13 protein-coding genes and 1 tRNA gene are annotated in these 18,353 nt (G+C 70.1%); 8 read left to right on the top strand and 6 right to left on the bottom strand.

From position 1 onward, the window contains the following. Nucleotides 1-115 precede the first annotated feature (115 nt). From POL25_RS24540 to POL25_RS24515, 6 genes are all read right to left on the bottom strand, one after another. Entirely contained in the window at nucleotides 116-460 is a 345-nt protein-coding gene (locus POL25_RS24540; RefSeq protein WP_272088581.1) for a hypothetical protein, read from the bottom strand. A 224-nt stretch (nucleotides 461-684) separates the two neighbouring features. Further along, nucleotides 685-3,009, bottom strand: coding sequence for a hypothetical protein (locus POL25_RS24535; protein ID WP_272088580.1), 2,325 nt, complete (start codon nucleotides 3,007-3,009; stop codon nucleotides 685-687). Then, nucleotides 2,973-3,788: a hypothetical protein gene (locus POL25_RS24530; RefSeq protein WP_272088579.1), complete on the bottom strand. Its 816-nt coding sequence runs from the start codon at nucleotides 3,786-3,788 to the stop codon at nucleotides 2,973-2,975. Before POL25_RS24530 ends, POL25_RS24535 begins: the two co-directional genes overlap by 37 nt. Then, nucleotides 3,785-5,632: a sigma 54-interacting transcriptional regulator gene (locus POL25_RS24525; RefSeq protein WP_272088578.1), complete on the bottom strand. Its 1,848-nt coding sequence runs from the start codon at nucleotides 5,630-5,632 to the stop codon at nucleotides 3,785-3,787. The genes POL25_RS24530 and POL25_RS24525 overlap by 4 nt, the downstream gene beginning before the upstream one ends. Nucleotides 5,633-5,639: 7 nt before the next feature. Further along, complete coding sequence (locus POL25_RS24520; RefSeq protein ID WP_272088577.1) at nucleotides 5,640-6,701, bottom strand: hypothetical protein; 1,062 nt, start codon at nucleotides 6,699-6,701, stop codon at nucleotides 5,640-5,642. 22 nt (nucleotides 6,702-6,723) lie between these two features. Further along, nucleotides 6,724-8,556, bottom strand: coding sequence for a serine/threonine-protein kinase (locus POL25_RS24515; protein ID WP_272088576.1), 1,833 nt, complete (start codon nucleotides 8,554-8,556; stop codon nucleotides 6,724-6,726). Between the two features lie 249 nt (nucleotides 8,557-8,805). On the opposite strand from POL25_RS24515, the gene POL25_RS24510 reads away from it, so the two are divergent. The 8 genes from POL25_RS24510 (at nucleotide 8,806) to pheT (ending at nucleotide 18,190) form a co-directional block, all read left to right on the top strand. Next, complete coding sequence (locus POL25_RS24510) at nucleotides 8,806-10,650, top strand: AMP-dependent synthetase/ligase (RefSeq protein ID WP_272088575.1); 1,845 nt, start codon at nucleotides 8,806-8,808, stop codon at nucleotides 10,648-10,650. A gap of 117 nt (nucleotides 10,651-10,767) precedes the next feature. Then, nucleotides 10,768-10,841: transfer RNA gene (locus POL25_RS24505), tRNA-Val, on the top strand. A 99-nt stretch (nucleotides 10,842-10,940) separates the two neighbouring features. Beyond that, nucleotides 10,941-12,719, top strand: a complete 1,779-nt coding sequence (thrS, locus tag POL25_RS24500) for a threonine--tRNA ligase (RefSeq protein WP_272088574.1) — start codon at nucleotides 10,941-10,943, stop codon at nucleotides 12,717-12,719. A 242-nt stretch (nucleotides 12,720-12,961) separates the two neighbouring features. Then, entirely contained in the window at nucleotides 12,962-13,675 is a 714-nt protein-coding gene (gene infC, locus POL25_RS24495; protein ID WP_272088792.1) for a translation initiation factor IF-3, read from the top strand. A 169-nt stretch (nucleotides 13,676-13,844) separates the two neighbouring features. Then, nucleotides 13,845-14,048, top strand: coding sequence for a 50S ribosomal protein L35 (rpmI, locus tag POL25_RS24490; RefSeq protein ID WP_096333201.1), 204 nt, complete (start codon nucleotides 13,845-13,847; stop codon nucleotides 14,046-14,048). 3 nt (nucleotides 14,049-14,051) lie between these two features. Then, on the top strand, nucleotides 14,052-14,408 hold the full coding sequence (rplT, locus tag POL25_RS24485) for a 50S ribosomal protein L20 (RefSeq protein WP_096333202.1): 357 nt from the start codon (nucleotides 14,052-14,054) through the stop codon (nucleotides 14,406-14,408). A 180-nt stretch (nucleotides 14,409-14,588) separates the two neighbouring features. Beyond that, the gene (gene pheS / locus POL25_RS24480; protein ID WP_272088573.1) at nucleotides 14,589-15,668 is read left to right on the top strand and encodes a phenylalanine--tRNA ligase subunit alpha; all 1,080 of its coding nucleotides are present in this window, start codon (nucleotides 14,589-14,591) and stop codon (nucleotides 15,666-15,668) included. Further along, nucleotides 15,665-18,190, top strand: coding sequence for a phenylalanine--tRNA ligase subunit beta (pheT, locus tag POL25_RS24475; protein WP_272088572.1), 2,526 nt, complete (start codon nucleotides 15,665-15,667; stop codon nucleotides 18,188-18,190). Before pheS ends, pheT begins: the two co-directional genes overlap by 4 nt. Nucleotides 18,191-18,353 lie beyond the last annotated feature (163 nt).

Genomic DNA, 18,353 nt, shown 5'->3' with positions numbered 1-18,353 from the left:
TCGGCAGGCTGTGCGGGCGGAGCGTCGGACCCGGCATCCTCAGCGGACGGGGAGGCAAGCGGAGCTCGGTCCGGCTGGTCGCCGGACGAGGGATTTTGGGACATGGTGAGGAATCCTAGAGCGCAAGGAGCTCCCGGCGTGCGTCGGCGTGTCGTCGACCCCGTTCGGCAAAGTCGCGCTGAAGCGCGATGAGCCGCTCGATTCGTCGTCCGAGATCGGTATCCGAGCCGGCGCATAGCGCCTGGGTCTCGCGGAGAAGGTTGGAGAGATCCGCCGCAGCATTGGCGTCGTCCTCGGCCCATTGCTGGGGCCTCTGGTCGAACTGCGCGACCAAGCGATCACGGAGCAGATCGACGCGGTACTCGCACACCACCGTGGCCGGGCGGGCCACGATGTCTTGTTGGGCGAGCCCCGCGTAGATCCCAACCAGTGCGTAGAGGATGGCGACAACAGCGGCCACCACCCACAACACAATGAGTTGCCGATCACGAGTACGACGTCCTGGGGCGGCTTGGGTCAGTGCGCGGCAAGTTTCCCAGGTTCCCCCCAAGGGGTCAAGCGGCCGAGCGGCGCCCGAGGCGCCTCGGACATGAGGCAGGCGACGGGTGAGGCGACCGGGCACCGGGCTGGCTCACGACCCAAAGCTGTCTTTTGTGCCAGGTCGCCGGGGGCGCCGCCGCGGGCTCACTCGGCCGCGGCGGCCGGCGTGCGCGCGACAAAGCGGACGATCTGGCTCTGAGGGACCCGCAGCGGGCTGGACACCGAACGAATCCGGCGGATCTGGCAGCCCTCGCCCGGCAGGCAGGTCCCGGGGGCGTTGAGGTCCAGCGGCTCGCCGGCGGGATCGAGGAGACCCTCGCCGCTCGTGAGGTCGAGGGGGATCACCCGGCTGTTGCTGACGAACTCGTCGAACTCGATGGTGTAGACGGCGCCGGGGCTCAGCCTGAGCGTGTCGGGGTCGAGGTCGGCGACCAGCAGCCCGTTCTCTTTGACGACGAGCGGGCTGTCTTCGCGGAGATCGACGACCACGATCCCCGCAGGGCCGGTGCTGCTGTTGTTCGGCGTGACCGTGGGCAGCGCGGTGACGAGGTAGACGCCGGGGTCGACGGGCAGGATGAACTCACCAGCCGTGGTGCTGGTGTTGTAGAAGTAGGGACCGAGCAGGGTGGCAGGGTCCTCGCCGCGGATGACCCGCTCGGCCAGGACCTCGGCCGGGGCGCACTGCGAGCCGGTGCAGCCATCCTGCTCGACGGTGCCGCGCAGCAGCACGCGCGGCGCCAGCACCTGGGGCGGCAGCGCGGTGACGTCGGAGGTGATCGTGACGGGCAGCAGGGTCGAGCGGAACAGCGAACCCACCGGCGACTCGATCCGCAGGACGTAGGGCTGGCCGTTGCCGCCGATGGGGCCGGGGCTGAGGTTGACCTTGCAGTCGCCGACGACCGGACAATCTCCGGAGCCGTAGGTGACGCGGACCGTGCCGTTCTCGTCGGCGCCGCTCAGCGGCATGCAGGCCGCGGCCGCCCAGGTGGTCGGGTCGGGGGCGGCGAAGTCACCGACGACGGTGATGGTGGGCTTGACCGGACAGGACCGCAGCTCCTTGGGCGGCGGCTTGCTGGCGGCCTCGGCCAGGCAATCGGGGTCGCAGCACAGCGCTTCGCCCACCAGCGGGACCAGGACCTGGCGGGCGCGCTGCCAGGTCGGCAGGCAGATCCGCCCGAGCGGGGTGCTGCCCATGAAGTCGCCGACGAGGAAGGTGAGGACGACGCGGTAGTTGAGGCGCGGCAGGCCGAGCCGGGCGTCCGGGGCGGCGCTGACGACGAATTCCATGGTGCGATCGGCGGCCGGGTCCTCGTCGCAGTAGGTGTAGACCCATGCCGAGACGGCGGAGTCGTCAGCGACCTCGGCGGTGACCTGCTTGATGGCCGGCCGGTCGGTGAGGTCGAGCGCGCACTGCTGGCGATCGACGCGGCACAGCTGGCCCTCGGGACACTCGGAGTCACGCTTGCAGCCGCACTTCTTCACGTCGTCGTCCGGGTTCGCGTAGCACTTGTAAGGCTCGCGACACTGGCCGCTGGTGGCGCACATCGGATAGTCGGGATTGACGATGGTCTCGACCGAGCAGGTCGCCGGAGTCTCGCCGATCGGGTTCGGGTCACACACGGCCGTCTCGGGGTCGTCGTCGTCGGCTCGCCCGGCGTGGCGCATGTTGACGACGACCGTCGGCGGGGGCGTGAGCACCGGCTCGGACGCCAAGGGCCCGTCGGGGAAGCGGATGTTGCCGAGCACGCGCCGGTGACACTCGCGGACGGTGGGGATCGTGAACTCGTCGTCGTCCGGGACCTCCGTCTTTCTGCGCATCAACTGGCGCGCGACGACGCCGCGGCCCCACTGGAACGGCTGCTGGCCGACGGCATCGTCCTGGTAGGTCAGCTTGGCGTAGAGCGGCAGGTCGCCGTCGACGTCGGCGGCGTCGTAGCGGGGCCAGGCCTTGTACAGCACCGGCTCGTCGTCGACCGTGCCATCGAGGGTCGGCGGCGGGTAGCTGAGGCCGGTGACCACGAAGGGCTCGTGTCCGAGCCGCGACCGCTGCTGCAGCTCGATACTTGCGGCCACGGGGACCGCGGTCCCGGTGCCTTCCCCGAGGTCGTCGAGCTGTGTCTCCTCGAGCTCGATCCGCAGGCGGTCGCGGACCTGCGTGCGGTTGACGTAGTAGCGGTTGGGCACGCGGTCGAGGATCCGCTCGAGCGCCGCGTCCTCGCCGCGCAGCTCGATGCGGAACGGCGGGACCGTCGAAGTCTGGACGACGACGGCGAGGTTCTCGGGGGCCGACAGGCCGTTCTCGTAGCAGTAGTTGTTGCTGCAGACCTGTCCCATGAGACAGTCACGGTCGTCGCTGCAGGATCGGCCCTGCTCGTCGGACGCCGCGGTCGAACAGGCCACGCCGAGCAGGCCCGCGAGCAGCGCCCGGCGCATCACAGCGGCGCCTTCGTCGAGCAGGCGGAAGCGCACGGGTGCTCCGGTTCGTTCGCCGGCGCTGCGTCGCACGCGAACACGTAGTGGGTGCTGTCCCAGGTCCCGCCGCCGCGGATGTCGGGGACGCCGGGTTGGCGGGCGCCCTCGTCGGGCTTGAACCACGGGCGGTCGCTGACCATCACGGTCAAGGTGTGGAAGCCCTTCGAGAGCCGCGTCCGGCCGCCGTTGCAAAGGTCGATGACGAGGTCCAGCGCCCGCAGCTGCGGGTCGCGGCGCCCGGGCGGTTGGTAGTCGTCCCCGGTCAATTCGAGCGGTCGCAAGGGATCGTAGTAGGCGAGGTAGTCGACGTAGTTCGCCGGCTCCGTGGCATCGCGCGGCAGGTCGAGCAGGAGCGCGGGGAAAATCCCGTCCTTGGGGTTCCGCTTGCGCACGTCCTGGTCCTGATCCTCGACGAAGACGGTGATGTCGAAGGGCAGGCTGTCGAACTGGTCTTCCGCGCAGCTGCAGAACGCGAACGGGGTGGCGGTGCCTTCTTCGTCCGTCTCCTGGTAGGTGGGATCGAGGAAGTGCGGCTGGGAGCGGGCGGGATCGGCGTCGCCGGGCTGCCTGCACGGCGGATCCATCGGGTCGATGTCATCCTCGCAATGCTCGATGGCTTTGCTCGACAGCAGCACCGGCTCGATGATGCGGACCGCGTTGCGGTTGGTGACCGCCGTCTCCTCGAACTCGATCTCCTTGTCCGAGAGCACGCACCCGACGACAGCTGTCCCGAGAGACAGGGCGACAAGGACAGGTCCGAGGGCGGCGCGGTTCATCGCGGCGGGGCTCCCTTGTCGCCTTCCTTCTCGAGGTGACGGAAGATCGTGCGCGGGTCGACGCCGAGGTCGCGGGCGGTCTTGGTGCGGTTGCCCGAGTTGAGCGCGAGCACGCGGTTGATGTAGTCGCGCTGCCACAGCTCGCGCGCCTCGGTGAGCGGGAGGATCTGCTCGGGGTTGGCGATCTCGACCGGGGTGGCCTGACCGGGGACCTCGATCTCGAGGTCGAGGTCCCGACCGGTCAGCGACGGGCCGTCGGCCAGCACCAGCGCCTTTTTGATGTGATTCTCGAGCTGGCGGATGTTACCGGGCCAGGCGAAGCGCAGCAGGCCGCGCTCGGCGCTGGCGTCGAACGGCTGCTTGGGATCGATCTTCGACCCGTACTCGCGGGCATAGCGAGTGACGAAGTAACGGGCGATGAGGAGGATGTCGTTGCCACGCTCGCGCAGGGCCGGCAGGTGGATGTCGATGACGTTGAGGCGGTGGTACAGGTCCTCGCGGAAGCGGCCGGACTGGACCTCTTTGGCGAGGTCGCGGTTGGTCGCCGCGACGACGCGGACGTCGATCGGCTGGGTGCGGGTGTCGCCGACGCGCTGGATCTGGCGGTCCTGCAGCACGCGCAGCAGCTTGACCTGCAGGTGCATCGGCATCTCGCCGATCTCGTCGAGGAAGATGGTGCCCTTGTCGGCCGCCTGGAACTTGCCGATCTGATTGTTGACCGCGCCGGTGAAGGCGCCCTTGATGTGGCCGAACAGCTCCGACTCGATCAGGTTTTCGGGGATCGCGCCGCAGTTGACGGTGACGAGCGGCCCCTTGGCCCGCGGCGAGCGGTTGTGCAGCTCCTGGGCGATGAGCTCCTTGCCGGTGCCGGTCTCGCCGGTGACGAGCACGTTGATGTCGGTGCCCGCGACCTTGTCGACCCGCTTGAACACCTCGATCATCTGCGGGCAGGCGCCGATGATCTGGCCGAACTTGACCTGATCGAGGCGCTTCTGCAGGCCCGCGCTCTCGTTGCGCAGCTCGCCGAGCGTCTGGGCGTTCTTGATCGAGAGCGCGGCCTGGGTGGCATAGACCCGCAGCATCTCGAGCTGGCTCGGCTTGAAAAGGTTCACCACCGAGTTGTTGCCGACGTAGATCAGGCCGATCAGCTCACCGCGCACGATCATCGGTGCGCACATCACCGAGCACAGCTTGAGGTTGATGACCGACATGCTGTTTTGAAAACGGCCGTCGTTCAGCGCGTCGGAGATGATCTGCGGCTCGCGCGAGGTGATGACCTCGCGGATGATCTTGTCGCTCAGCAGCTGCTCGGGGTCGTCGACCGGCTGGCGATCGAGGCCGCGGGCGACGCGGATGGCGTAGCGCTCGCCCTCGGTCAGCACGAGGAAGCCCTTGCTGGCGCCGGTCAGGGCCACGACCTGATCGATGAGCTCCGACAGGAGGCCGTCGAAGCTGCTCTCGGCCCGCGCGAGCAGCTCGGAGAAGCGCTGCAGGTTGCGCATGGCGTCGATCTGCAGGCGGGCGGCGCTCTCGGGGTCGGCCGCGGACGCCGGCGGATCGACGGCCGAGAAGGTGACCTCGACGTTGCCGAGCAGCAGGACGTCACCGTGGCGCAGGACGTGCTCGCGCAGCTTCTTGCCGGCGACGAAGAACACGGTGCTGCGGCTCGACGACTCGACCTTGAAGCTGCCCGCGGTGTGCTCGATCGTGCAGTGCGAGGCGGCGATGTCGGGCCCCTGCAGGACGAGGTGGCAGTCGCGCGAGGAGCCGATCTGCGTGATCCGGTGACGCAACTGGAAGCGCTGGGTGACGCCGTCGGGGCCGGTGTATTGCAGGTGGGGCATGCGGTTCTCAGAAGCGGATCTTGACGCCGAGGCCTCCACCACCCGGGACGAGCGCGGGGGCCGGCGCGACCTGCAGCTTATCACTTCTGTAAAGCCGGCTCGACCGCTGCCCGGGGTTGCCCGTGGGCGCCTGGGGGGGCTTTTTGCCGCTCGTATCGTCGTCGCCCTTGAGTTCGCTGCGCGGTACTCGGACCCGCTTGGCGGTGGTGAAGGGGCGGAACAGGATCTGCGCGAGGACGATGTCGAGGGCCAGGCCGCCGAGAAAGATGATGCCCATCGTCTGCTCGGCGTTGCGGAGGTTCAGGCCCTGCTGCTGCGACCACCCCTCGCAGAACAGCGAGCCGGGCTGATAGCCGTTCAGGCGCTCGCACGACGACACGCGGACGATGAACAGGCCGAGCGCGGCCGCTCCGATGGCCAGCTCGCCGGCCAGGAAGGCCGCGCCGAGGCCCTTGCGACCGTTATAGAAGTGGCCGACGCCGAAGGGCACCAGGGCGACGGCACGGTTGCGGGCGACCTTCTCGACGACCTCGACCTCCTGCCGCTCGTAGGCCTTGCGCAGCTGGGCGTAGTCGCGGCCGAGCGCGCTGTGGCGGACCTTGAGCTCGTCGAGGTCGGCGGTGCAGGCGGCCCGCTCGCCCTTGCACATGTTGAAGCTCGAGCGGTCGCGCTCCTCGCGGAGGCTGTTGTAGAGGTCGTAGAAGGCCTTGCTGTGGGTGTCGGCCGGCGGCCGCCAATCGGGCGAGGCCAGCAGCCGCCTGAGGTAGCCGGTGGCCCACTCCTGGCTGATGGGGGCGATGTCCGGGTCCTGCAGGGTCGCGTCGGACAGGTAGCGCAGCGCGGCCTCCTCGAGCAGCGGATCGGCGAGCTTGCGCCCGTCCTGCAGCATCGGCTCGAGCAGCGCGCGCACGCGGCCCCAGTTGCCCTGCGTCCACGCCTGGATGGCGGCGTTGACCTTCTCGACCTCCGTCGTCGGCACGAGCGGCGGCGCGGGCGTGGTCGGCGGGCGCGCGTGGACCGGCGACGCGACGGCGACACCGAGGGCGAGCGAGCAGGCGAGGATGCGCATGCGAGATCGGTGAGGCGCGGCGCTAGAGCGGCGTGAGAGCGACGGGGAACGAATTGCGGCCGGGGCCGATCCGCTGCTTGAAGACCTTGCTGGCGTAGCCCTGCGCGCGCACCTCGAGCCCGATCTCGGCCTCGAGCTGGACGCCGAGGTCGATGTCGGGGAACCGCTCGACGTCGAGGAGGTGCGGGCGCGTGTCGGGGCAGGGACCGCTGACGCACACGATGGTGGTCTGCTGCGGGTTGCCGGTGAAGTCGAGGATCGCCTTGTGAGGCTTGACGGGCAGCTCGATCGGCGTGCCGGGGCGACAGTCGCCGCGCTCGATGGTGACGTGGCCCTTGTACTTGGGACCGGCGACGTGGACGAGGGCCCGTTCGCCGGGCAGGTCGAACTCGACGACCTCGTTGCGCAGCGGCTGCTTGAGCTTGCCGATCTGCAGCGAGTGCAGGCCGCCCTGCAGCAGCACGACCGGCATGCCGACGATGCGCACGGAGCAGGAGGTGGTCGACGCGGCGGTCTTCGGGGTCGCCTTGGTCGGCTCGACCGGGCGCACGCCGGCGGTCTTGCGCGGGATCGGCGGCTCGACGACCGCCTTGGGCTCTTCGCGCGGCGGCTCGCTGACCTTGACCGCCTTGTGCTCGGGCCGGACCGCGGTCGACGGGACGATGCCGCCGCCGGCACCCTCGTCGCCGGGGCGGAAGTTCTCCTCGGTCGGCGGGGTCATGTACAAAAGCACAGCTCCGCCGCTGACCGCCGCGGTGGCCAGGAGCGCGGCGCCGCCGGCCATGAGCCGCTTGACGGTGCGCTCGCGGGTCCGCAGCCGCGAGAGCATCAGCTTGGCCTGCTTCTGGTCGCGCTCGAGCTCGAGGACGCGGCCCAGCAGGCGGATCGCGCGGGCGCTGTGGCCGGCCTTGGTGGCGCCCTCGGCCCGGGTCATCAGCGCGTTGCAGATCCGCTTGTCGAGCTGATCGACGTGGCGGTCCGGATCGGTGAAGTAGGCGGTGACCTCTTCCTGGTTGGCGGTGACGCCGACCTCTTCGAGGTAGCGCTCGAGGTCGCGGACGAGGTCGTCGGCGGTCTGGTAGCGCTGCTCCGGCTCGCGCGCGAGGGCGCGGTCGATGACCGCCTCGAGCTCGTCGTCGACCAGCGAACAGATGATGCTGGGCCGCGTGTACTCGGCCTCGGCGATGCGGGCGAGCACCTCGTGCGGGTTGCGGCCCGAGAACGGCAGCTCGCCAGTGGCCAGCTGGTAGAGCATGACGCCGACGGCGAACAGGTCGGTGCGCGCGTCGATCGGCTTGCCGTTGATCAGCTCCGGGGCCATGTAGGCCGGGCTGCCGAGCAGCTGGCCGGTCATGGTGAGCTTCTGATGGTCGATGATCTGGGCGATCCCGAAGTCCATCAGCTTGAGGCAGCCGTCGCTGCGGATCATGACGTTCTCGGGCTTGATGTCGCGGTGGACGATGCCCGACTTGTGGGCGTGGCCGAGAGCGGCGCACAGGCGGTGGATGATCAGCGCGGCGAGGGCCGGGCGCGGCCGCCAGCGCGTGTCGAGCCACTCGCGCAGGGTCATCCCGTGGATGAACTCGGTGACGATGTAGCTCTCGGCCTCGCTCTCGCCCGAGTAGTCGTAGATCTCGAGGATGTTCTCGTGCCGCAGCTTGGCGACCGTGATGGCCTCGCGCCGCAGCCGGGCCCGTGACTCCTCGCGCCCCGCCATGTGCGGGTGGAGGACCTTGATGGCGACCTCGCGACCGAGGACCGTGTCGATGCCGCGGTAGACCACGGCCATGCCCCCATGCCCGACCTCGCTCTGGATCTCGTACTTGTCGAGCTTGGTTCCGACCAGGGTGGGCATCGCGGGAAAGGGCTCCGTCCGTGTACTACAGATCGACCCCGGAGGGGCACAAGGCCGGTTCCGCGCGAGCGCGCAGATCGGCTCCAGCAAGCGATGTTCGGCCCCGCAGACGCGGCTGGCGGGCGCCGGACGCGACCTCGCGGAGGCAGGAGCCGCCCTTAGACACCGAGTCCGCGCACCTCTCCGGCGCGAAGGTGCGCCCGGCCGCCGCGCGCCGGGCCGATCCGTGGTAGGGGAAAGCAGCGTTCCATGCCCCGTTCCGGTTTCGTGCCCCAGCCCGCCGAGGGGCTGACTTTCCCCAACGCCCTGGACATGTTCGCCGCGCGCGTGCGACGCACACCGGCGGCCACGGCGCTGCGCTACAAGCAGCGCGGGAGCTGGCACACGCTTCAGTGGCGTGATTGGCACCAGGCCAGCCGAGGCCTCGCGGCCGCGCTGGTGGGCACCCACGGGGTCAAACCCGGCGACCGGATCGCCATCCTCGCGCGCACGCGGGTCGAGTGGGCGCTCGTCGACCTGGCGATAGCGATGGCGGGGGCCGTCAGCGTGCCGATCTATCCCAGCGTGACGCCGGAGCAGGCGGCGTACATCCTGCGCGACTGCGGGGCCGAGCTGGCGTTCGCCGACGACCCCGCGTGGCCCGAGCGCCTGCGCGGCCGCGACCATGCGCTGCGCCACACGTTCTGCTTCGACGAGGCGGGGCCGCCGGCGGGCGACTGGAGCTCGTTCGAGGCCCTGCAGACGGTCGGCGAGGCGGCGCTGCCAGGGGCCGAGGCGGCGCTCGAGGCGATCGCCGACGAGCTGTCGCTGACCGACGACTTCACGTGGGTGTACACGTCGGGCACCACGGGCCGCCCCAAGGGCGCGGTGCTCACCCATCGAAACATTGTTTACGAGGCGTGGGCCATCAAGAGCGTGATCGCGGCCGACAGCGCCGACGAGCAGCTGATGGTCCTGCCGCTGGCCCACGTGTTCGGCCGTCACCTCCTGTGGGGCGCGGTGGAGCAGGGGGCCGTCTCTGCGTTCGCCGCCGACCCGGCGGAGCTGGAGCTGGATCTCGTCGCGGTGGCGCCGACCTTCATGGGCGCGGTACCGCAGATCTACGAGCGCCTGTACGCGCAGATCCGCGCCGAAATCGCCGCGGCCGGCAAGCTCGCCGAGGCCAGCTTCGCCTGGTGCCTGCAGGTCGGGCGCAAGGTCAGCATGTGCCGCCAGCGCGGGCAGGCGGTCCCGGGCGCGCTGGCGGTCAAGGCGAGCGTGGCCGACAAGCTGTTCTTCGCCCGCATCCGTCAGCGCCTCGGCGGCCGACTGCGCTTCTTCGTGTCCGGCGGCGCGCCGCTGGCCCGCGAGGTGGCCGAGTTCTTCCACGCGCTCGGGGTGCTGATCCTCGAGGGCTACGGGCTGTCCGAGACCACCGGCGCGTGCACGGTCAACCGCCCCGATCGGTTCCGCTTCGGCACCGTGGGCCCGACGATGCCCGGCTGCGAGCTGCGGCTGGCCGACGACGGCGAGGTGCTGGTGCGCGGCCCGGGGGTCATGCGCGGCTATCACGACCTGGCCGAAGAGACCGCCGCGGCGATCGACGCTCAGGGCTGGCTGCACACCGGCGACATCGGCGAGCTCCACGACGGGTTCTTGACGATCACCGATCGAAAGAAGGACCTGATCATCACCTCGACCGGCAAGACGATCGCGCCGCAGCCGCTCGAGCGCCGGCTCGAGCTGGCCGAGGGGATCGCCCACGCGCTGGTGGTCGGCGACGGCCGGCCGTACCTGGCGGCGCTGGTCGCCCTCGACGAGGAGGCGATGCTGGCCCGCTCGCGCCAGGAGGGCCTGGGCGCGCGCCGCCTGGCCGATCTCGTGCGTCACCCGCGGATCCTGGCGATCGTCCAGGGCCACATCGACGCGCTCAACGCCGATCTCGCCAGCTACGAGGCGATCCGTCGCTTCTCGTTGGTGACCACGCCGCTGACGATCACCGGCGGCGAGCTGACCCCGACCGGCAAGCTGCGCCGGCGCGAGGTCCAGGATCGCTACGCGGCCCAGATCGCAGCGCTCTACCCCGATCCGGGCCAGCGGGCGGTCGCCGGGTGAGGCGGCGCGAGGGGCGACCGGGCAGGGCGGGCCGCTTCGCTTTGTGCTTGACGTCCTGGAGCGGTTGCGTTACCTAAGCAGCCCCTCGTCGGCACCGACGAGGCCGCAGCAAAATCCAGGACCGTAGCTCAGTTGGTTAGAGCGCTACCTTGACACGGTAGAGGTCGACGGTTCGAATCCGTCCGGTCCTATGAAAGAATGCACGGAACGCCGCTGAGGCTCACCTCAGCGGCGTTTTTCGCGTTTCGCACTCGCCCGGACGCGCGAGCTTGTGTACGCTTCGCGCCCTCATGGCGGACGAACACGGGCAAGAGATCGAGCACATGATCGACCCTTCGGTGCCGACTCTGTCGCGGGTCGAGACGCTGCGGCACAGCGCGGCCCACGTGATGGCCTCGGCGATCAAGCGGCTGTGGCCGGACGCCCGGCTGGCGTTCGGGCCGCACACCGAGGACGGCTTCTACTACGACATCGACATGCCGCACCGCCTCGTGCCCGAGGACTTCGCGGCGATCGAGGCCGAGATGCAGAAGGAGGTCGACGCCCGCCACCCGTTCGTGCGCGAGGAGATCGACCGTGACGCCGCGATCGAGCTGTTCCGCGGCCTGGGCGAGACCTACAAGGTCGAGGCGATCGGCTCGATCCCCGCCGGCGCCACGCTGACGCTCTACCGCAGCGGCGACTTCGTCGACCTGTGCCGCGGCCCCCACGTCAAGAGCACCTCCGAGGTGCGCGCCTTCAAGGTGATGAGCATCGCCGGGGCCTACTGGCGCGGCGACGAGAAGCGGCCGCAGCTGCAGCGCGTGTACGGCACGGCGTTCGCCGACCGCAAGGAGCTCAAGGAGCACCTGCGCCTGCTCGAGGAGGCCAAGGCCCGCGACCACCGCAAGCTCGGCAAGGAGCTCGGGCTGTTCTATTTCGACCCGATCGCGCCGGCGAGCCCGTTCTTCACCGGCCGCGGGGCGACGATCTACAACCTGCTGCAGGCCTACGTGCGCGGGCTGTACCGCCGCCACGGCTATCAAGAGGTGATCACGCCGCAGATCTTCGACATGGATCTGTTCCGCACCTCGGGCCACTACGAGCACTACAAAGAGAACATGTTCGCCTGCACGGTGGACGAGCGGGAGTTCGGGGTGAAGCCGATGAACTGCCCCGGCCACTGCATCCTGTTCCGCCAGTCGCACCACAGCTACCGCGACCTGCCGCAGCGCGTGGCCGACTTCGGCCGCCTGCACCGCTACGAGCGCGCCGGCGTGGTCCACGGGCTCACGCGCGTGCGCAGCTTCTGCCAGGACGACGCCCACATCTTCTGCACCGCCGATCAGGTCGGGCAGGAGATCGCCAACGTCACGGCGATGATCCTCGAGTGCTACAAGACCTTCGGCTTCGACCGGCCGGAGATCGAGGTCAGCACCCGCCCGGCGGCGTTCCTCGGCGAGCTCGAGACGTGGAACCGGGCCGAGGCCGCGCTGATGGCCGCGCTCGACGGCGCCGGCCTGCCGTACACCATCAACCACGGCGACGGCGCCTTCTACGGCCCGAAGATCGACTTCAAGGTCCGCGACGCGCTGCGCCGCAGCTGGCAGCTCGGGACCGTCCAGCTCGACTTCCAGCTGCCCGAGCGGTTCGGCCTCGAGTACGTCGCGCCCGACGACTCACGCGGCCGGCCGGTGATGATCCACCGGGCCATGCTCGGCAGCCTCGAGCGCTTCTTCGGCGTCTACCTCGAGCACGTCGCCGGTCGCTTCCCGACCTGGCTCGCGCCGGTGCAGGTGGCGATCTTGCCGATCACCGCGGCGCATCACGCGTGGGCCGGTGAGGTCGAGGCGGCCCTGGTCGCCCGCGGCCTGCGGGTCCACACCGACCTGCGCAACGAGAAGCTCGGGCTCAAGATCCGCGAGGCCACGCTGCTGCGCGTGCCGACGATGCTGGTCCTCGGCGACAAAGAGGTCGAGGGCAGGGGCGTCGCGCCGCGGACCCGCGACGGTCAGACGGGCGCGCTCGAGCCCCTGGCCGACTTCGTCGAGCGCATGGCCGAAGAGGCCCGGATCCCGTCCGAGTCGTGACGGCGCGGTCACGAAGGTGACGGTGCCGAGGATCTCGCCGGCCGATCCCGCCAGTGAGGGGCCTCTGGGGTCCACGGCGCTCGCCGCCCCGCTGGCGGCGGTCGGCGCCGCGCCGGCCGCTGCGTGACGCGGTTCGAAGGGGCTTGACGGCGCGTCCAGAATTGCACACAAAATGGCGCCCCGGCTGAAGAGGTGCGCGAAGCTCGCCTCACTCGCCGCTTTTCTCTTGAAGGAGTACCGCCATCGGCCGCAGACAACAAAAGCCCAAGCCCCGCGTCGAGACCCATCGCGTAGGTCGCCGGATCCGCGTCAAGGAAGTCCGGGTGATCGACGCCAATGGCGAACAGCTTGGGATCATGCTCACCCAGGATGCCATGGCGCGCGCGGAGGAAGCGAACCTTCAGTTGGTTGAAGTCAACCCGAAGGCGAGCCCTCCCGTGTGCAAGATCATGGACTACGGGAAGTTCAAGTACGAGACCGCCAAGCGCGACCGCGAGGCGAAGAAGAACCAGAAGACGACGGAGCTCAAAGAGGTCAAGTTCCGCCCGAAGACTCATGACCACGACTTCGACTTCAAGACCCGGCACATCCGCCGCTTCTTGGACGAAGGCGACAAGGTCAAGCTCGTCGTTCAGTTCCGCGGTCGCGAGATCACCCACCCCGAGACGGGTCGTGCGATCCTCGAGAAGGTGATCCGCGAGCTCGTCGACGTGGCCACGGTGCTCCAGCTCGCGCAGATGGAGGGCAACCGTATGAACATGGTGCTCGCCCCCAAGCCGCAGCGTCCGGGCATCGTGAAGCCCAAGCCGCCCGAGGGTCCGATCGCCCGTCCTGTCGTCGCTCCGGCGGCGCCGGCACCGGCGACTGACGGCGACGACGACGAAGGCTACGACGACGACTTCGAAGACGACACCACCGGCCTCGACGATCCCGACGACGCCGGCGCTGCCAACTAATCCGGAGCAGGACGGGGCCGCCCGCCTGCTCGAATCCGTGAGTCAACACAAAACCAGCGGCCAGCCCCGGACCTCGCGTCCGTGGGCGAGCTGGGGTATCTCCAGCCCCCCGTCACGCTTCATGGCGCATCGCGCCTGAACTGGCCCTCGCTCTCCAGAAGACGCCATCATGCCCAAGATGAAGTCCCACTCCGGCGCCAAGAAGCGCTTCCGCTTCACAGCGTCCGGCAAGGCCAAGCGGAAACATTCGCACAAGAACCACATCCTCACCAAGAAGCACAGCGACCGGATTCGCAAGCTCAAGGGCATGACGATCGTCTCGGAGCCCGACCAGCGGCGGATTGAGATCATGCTTCCGAATGGGAGGACCTAGACCATGCCTCGCGCAAAACGTGGATTTAAGGCGCGGCGCCGCCGCAATCGTATTCTCAAGGCCGCGAAGGGTTTCCGTGGCGGCCGCTCGCGGATGTTCCGCCGCGCGCTCGAGGCTGTGCATCACGCGTGGATGCACATGTACACGAGCCGCAAGGGCCAGAAGCGGGTCATGCGGCGGCTGTGGATCGTCCGCCTCAACGCTGCTGCTCGCCTGCACGGGCTGAGCTACAGCCGCCTGATCGAGGGCCTCGGCAAGGCCGGGATCGTCCTCGATCGCAAGGTCCTGTCGGACCTCGCGGTGTTCGACAACGCGGCGTTCGGCAAGGTCGTCGCCGAGGCTCGCGGCGCTCTCGCCTGACGAACCTCCGTCCTCGGGCCCGTCGTGCTGATTGCGCGTCGGGCCCGAGTCGCGACCTGAACCCGAAGCGCCGCACGGACCGCGGCGACCTCCCCCCGAGACCATCGTTCGAGCCGCGCTGCCGGCTCGTCGTCGTTTAAGCGGGCGGCGAGGCCGGCGGAAAAGAGGCACACTCTCGCCATGCCAGCACGTTTGGCCACGCAGCTCGCGGCCTTCCAGGAGGCGCTCGCAAGCGTCGACTCCGAGGCCGCGCTCTACGAGCTCCAGGTCGCCTATCTCGGCAAGAAGGGCACCGTCACCGCCCTCCGCGGCGAGATGGGCAAGCTCCCGCCGGACCAGCGCAAGGGCTTCGGCGCCGAGTGGAACCGGGTCCGCGACGCCATCGAGGCCGAGCTCGAGGCGCGCCGCGACTATCTCAAGGACCAGGCGCGCCGCCTCGACCTCGCGCGCGTCGAGGACCTGACGCTGCCGCCGCTGCGGCCCCCGGCTGGCACGCTGCACCCGCTGTCACAGACGCGCCGGCGCCTCAGCGAGAGCTTCCAGCGGCTCGGCTTCTCGCTGGCCGTCGGTCCGCACGTCGAGCACAGCAAGTACAACTTCGACGACCTCAACGTGCCGGACAACCACCCGGCGCGCGACATGGCGGACACGTTCTTCATCCGCCCGCATCGCCACCCCGGCCTCGACGACCACGGCGACAACGACGCGGCGCTGCGCCTGCGCGCTGGCGAGTTGGTCCTGCGCACGCACACGTCGCCGGTGCAGGTGCGGACGATGCTGACGCAGAAGCCACCGATCCGGATCGTCGCCATCGGCACGACCTTCCGCTGCGACGACGACGCGACCCATAGCCCGATGTTCCACCAGATCGAGGGCCTCTACGTCGACCGCGGGGTGACCATGGCCGACCTCAAGGCGACGCTGATGGACTTCACCCGCGACTTCTACGGCCGCCGCCTCGACGTCCGCTTCCGGCCCAGCTTCTTCCCGTTCGTCGAGCCGGGCGCCGAGTTCGACATCGGCTGCCCGTTCTGCGGCGGCGACGGATGCAACCTGTGCAAAAAGACAGGTTACATCGAGATCGGCGGCTGCGGCATGGTCCACCCGGCGGTGTTCGAGGCCTGCGGGATCGACCCCGAGGTCTACACCGGCTGGGCGTTCGGCTTCGGCGTCGATCGCATGACGATGTCGCAGCACGCGGTCCCGCACCTGCGCCACATGTTCGAAGGCGACGTTCGTTTCTTGGAGCAGTTCTCGTGAAGATCTCGCATCAGTGGCTCCGTGAAATGTTCGCCGAGGGCGCGCTCGATGCGGCCCTGGCGGCGTGGTCGACCGAGAGCACGGCGGTGGCCTACACCCGCCTGCTCACCGGTCTGGGCCTCGAGGTCGAGGCGGTGGAGGTCGTCGGCGAGGGCGTGCGTGCGATCCTCGTCGGCGAGATCCGCGGCAAGTCGCCGCACCCCAAGGCCGACAAGCTGACCGTCGTCGAGCTGTTCGATGGGACAGGTGTCGTCCAGGTCGTGTGCGGCGCCAGCAACCTGCCGCCGCTCGGCGGCAAGGTGGCGTTCGCCCCGGTCGGTGCGGTCCTGCCGGGCGGCCTGGCGATCGCGGCCCGCGAGCTGCGCGGGGTGGCCTCGCAGGGCATGATCTGCTCCGAGACCGAGCTCGAGATCGGCGCCGACGACAGCGGGATCCTGATCCTGCCGGACGACTGGGGCGCCGGCGATCGCCTGGTCGATCGCGTGCCCGGGATCGCCGACACGATCCTCGAGCTCGGCGTCACGCCCAACCGGCCCGACGCGCTCGGGCACCTCGGGGTGGCGCGCGACGTCGGGGCCAAGCTCGGCATTCCGCTGCGGCCGCCGCCGGTGAAGCGGCCCGACGCGGCGAATGCCCCGGGTCTGGTGACGATCGCCGCGCCCGACCGTTGCGGGCGCTACCTCGGATATGTCCTCGAGGACATGTCCGTACAGCCATCTCCGCTATGGATGCGAGTCCGGCTGCACCGCGTCGGCCTGCGCGCGATCAACAACGTCGTCGACGTGACCAACTTTGTGCTGATGGAGTGCGGCCAGCCGCTGCACGCGTTCGACCGCGATCGCCTGGGCGAGGGTCGAGTGGTGGTCCGCAGGGCGGGGCAGGGCGAGCCGATGACCACGCTCGACGGCACGCAGAAGCTGCTGACCGTCGACGATCTGGTGATCGCCGACGCCAGCGCGCCGCAGGCCCTCGCGGGGGTGATGGGCGGCGCGCCGTCGATGGTGCACGCCGGCACGCACACCCTACTGCTCGAGGCGGCCTGGTTCGCGCCGGCCGGGGTGCGGGCGACCGCCCGCCGCCACGGGTACGCCACCGACTCGAGCTACCGCTTCGAGCGCGGCGTCGATCACGGGGTCGGGCTCGAGCGGGCCTCGCTGCGCGCGCTCGGGCTGCTGCTCGAGCTCGCGGGCGGGCGCTGCACCGCGTGGACCGATGTCGCCGGCGAGCGCCCGCAGCAGCCGACCATCCCGCTGCGCCTGCCGCGGGTGACGGCGCTGCTCGGCGTCGAAGTGCCGGCCGAGGCCGCGCGCGCGGTGCTGTCCGGCCTCGAGGTCCAGGTCCGCGAGGACAGCCCCGAGGCGTGGACCTGCGTGGCGCCGACGCATCGGCCGGATCTGCAGCGCGAGGTCGACCTGATCGAGGAGCTGATGCGCTTCCACGGGCTCGACAAGGTGCCAGCGTGCTTGACCGTACCGGTCGAGGCGCGCGCCGCGGCCCACAGCGACCCGATCACCGAGCTCGGCGATCGCCTGGCCGAGGGCCTGCGCGACGCCGGCCTGCACGAGCACGTGGCGATGGCGTTCGTCGCCGAGTCGAAGATCGAGTTCTTCACCGTGCCGCCCGATCGGCGCGTGCGGGTCGAGAACCCGATGCGCGCGGCCGGGGTGATGCGCACGCACATGCTGCCGGGGCTGCTCGACGCGCTGGCGCACAACATCGTCCGGCACACCCGCCCGGTCCGCCTGTTCGAGGTCGGTCGGACCTACGCCTGGCCCGAACGACATGTCCCGAAGGACGGGCCGACGGCGGCGATCGACGTCCTGCTGCCGCGCGAGCGGCCGGTCGCGGCCGCGCTGATCTACGCCGGGGCCAAGGGCGGGGTTGATGCGCGCGAGATCACGGGCGCCGCGGTGCAAGCGCTGGCCCGCGTGGGCCTGCGCGCGCGGCCGGTCGATCCGCCGGCGCTCGCCGCCCATCTCCACCCGGGCGTGCAGGCGGCGCTGGCGGTCGACGGGGCGATCGTCGGCGAGGCCGGCGAGGTCCACCCCGATCTGGTGCGCGCGTGGGACCTGGCCGAAGGGACACGTGTGTTCTACGCCGAGATCGATCTCGAGGCGGTCCCGCCGCGCAGGACCGCGACGGCGCGCGACCTGCCGCGCTTCCCGTCGACGGCCCGCGACCTCTCGCTCGAGATCCCGCTGACGCTGAGCGCGGCGCGCGTGGTCGCGGCCCTGACCGCGGCGGTGAGCCAGGTCGAGGCCGGCCCGCGGACCGAGGCCAAGGCGACCGCGGGTGAGGTGCGGCTCGCCACCGACTCGTTCGGCGAGCCCGCCGTCGAGGTGCTCGAGGACTACCGCGGGACGGGCGTGCCCGCCGGCCACCGAGCGCTGCTGCTGCGCCTGCACTACGCGGCCGAGCAGCGCTCGGTCACCGACGACGAGGCGCAGGCGCTGCACAACGCCATCATCGCCGCGGCCTGCGAGGCGCTGCGGGCGTCGGCGCCGACGGTGCGCCCACGCTGACGCCCGGGCCGCGCGGGCACGGCGTCAGCGCGCGGCGTTCGATCGAGCTGTCGCATCGTACATGTCCTGAAGGACATGCACGATGCGACATATGATTTGCCCGGCGGCCTGGCACATGCCCGAAGAGACAGGCGTCCTCGCGGCCTCGTCGCAGCGGCGATCC

The organism is Nannocystis bainbridge, from assembly GCF_028368995.1.
In the GTDB taxonomy this organism is placed as follows: Bacteria; Myxococcota_A; Polyangia; order Nannocystales; family Nannocystaceae; genus Nannocystis; species Nannocystis bainbridge.
The sequence above is the reverse complement of the archived record's forward strand: the minus strand, read 5'-3'. Positions and strand labels throughout refer to the sequence as shown.

Bases quoted from the DNA above. Each gene is read 5' to 3' on its own strand.
- rplT (WP_096333202.1), top strand. From the start codon at position 14,052: ATGCCTCGCGCAAAACGTGGATTTAAGGCGCGGCGCCGCCGCAATCGT.
- rpmI (WP_096333201.1), top strand. From the start codon at position 13,845: ATGCCCAAGATGAAGTCCCACTCCGGCGCCAAGAAGCGCTTCCGCTTC.
- POL25_RS24515 (WP_272088576.1), bottom strand. From the start codon at position 8,556: ATGCCCACCCTGGTCGGAACCAAGCTCGACAAGTACGAGATCCAGAGC.
- POL25_RS24525 (WP_272088578.1), bottom strand. From the start codon at position 5,632: ATGCCCCACCTGCAATACACCGGCCCCGACGGCGTCACCCAGCGCTTC.
- thrS (WP_272088574.1), top strand. From the start codon at position 10,941: ATGGCGGACGAACACGGGCAAGAGATCGAGCACATGATCGACCCTTCG.
- POL25_RS24520 (WP_272088577.1), bottom strand. From the start codon at position 6,701: ATGCGCATCCTCGCCTGCTCGCTCGCCCTCGGTGTCGCCGTCGCGTCG.
- POL25_RS24510 (WP_272088575.1), top strand. From the start codon at position 8,806: ATGCCCCGTTCCGGTTTCGTGCCCCAGCCCGCCGAGGGGCTGACTTTC.
- pheS (WP_272088573.1), top strand. From the start codon at position 14,589: ATGCCAGCACGTTTGGCCACGCAGCTCGCGGCCTTCCAGGAGGCGCTC.
- POL25_RS24530 (WP_272088579.1), bottom strand. From the start codon at position 3,788: ATGAACCGCGCCGCCCTCGGACCTGTCCTTGTCGCCCTGTCTCTCGGG.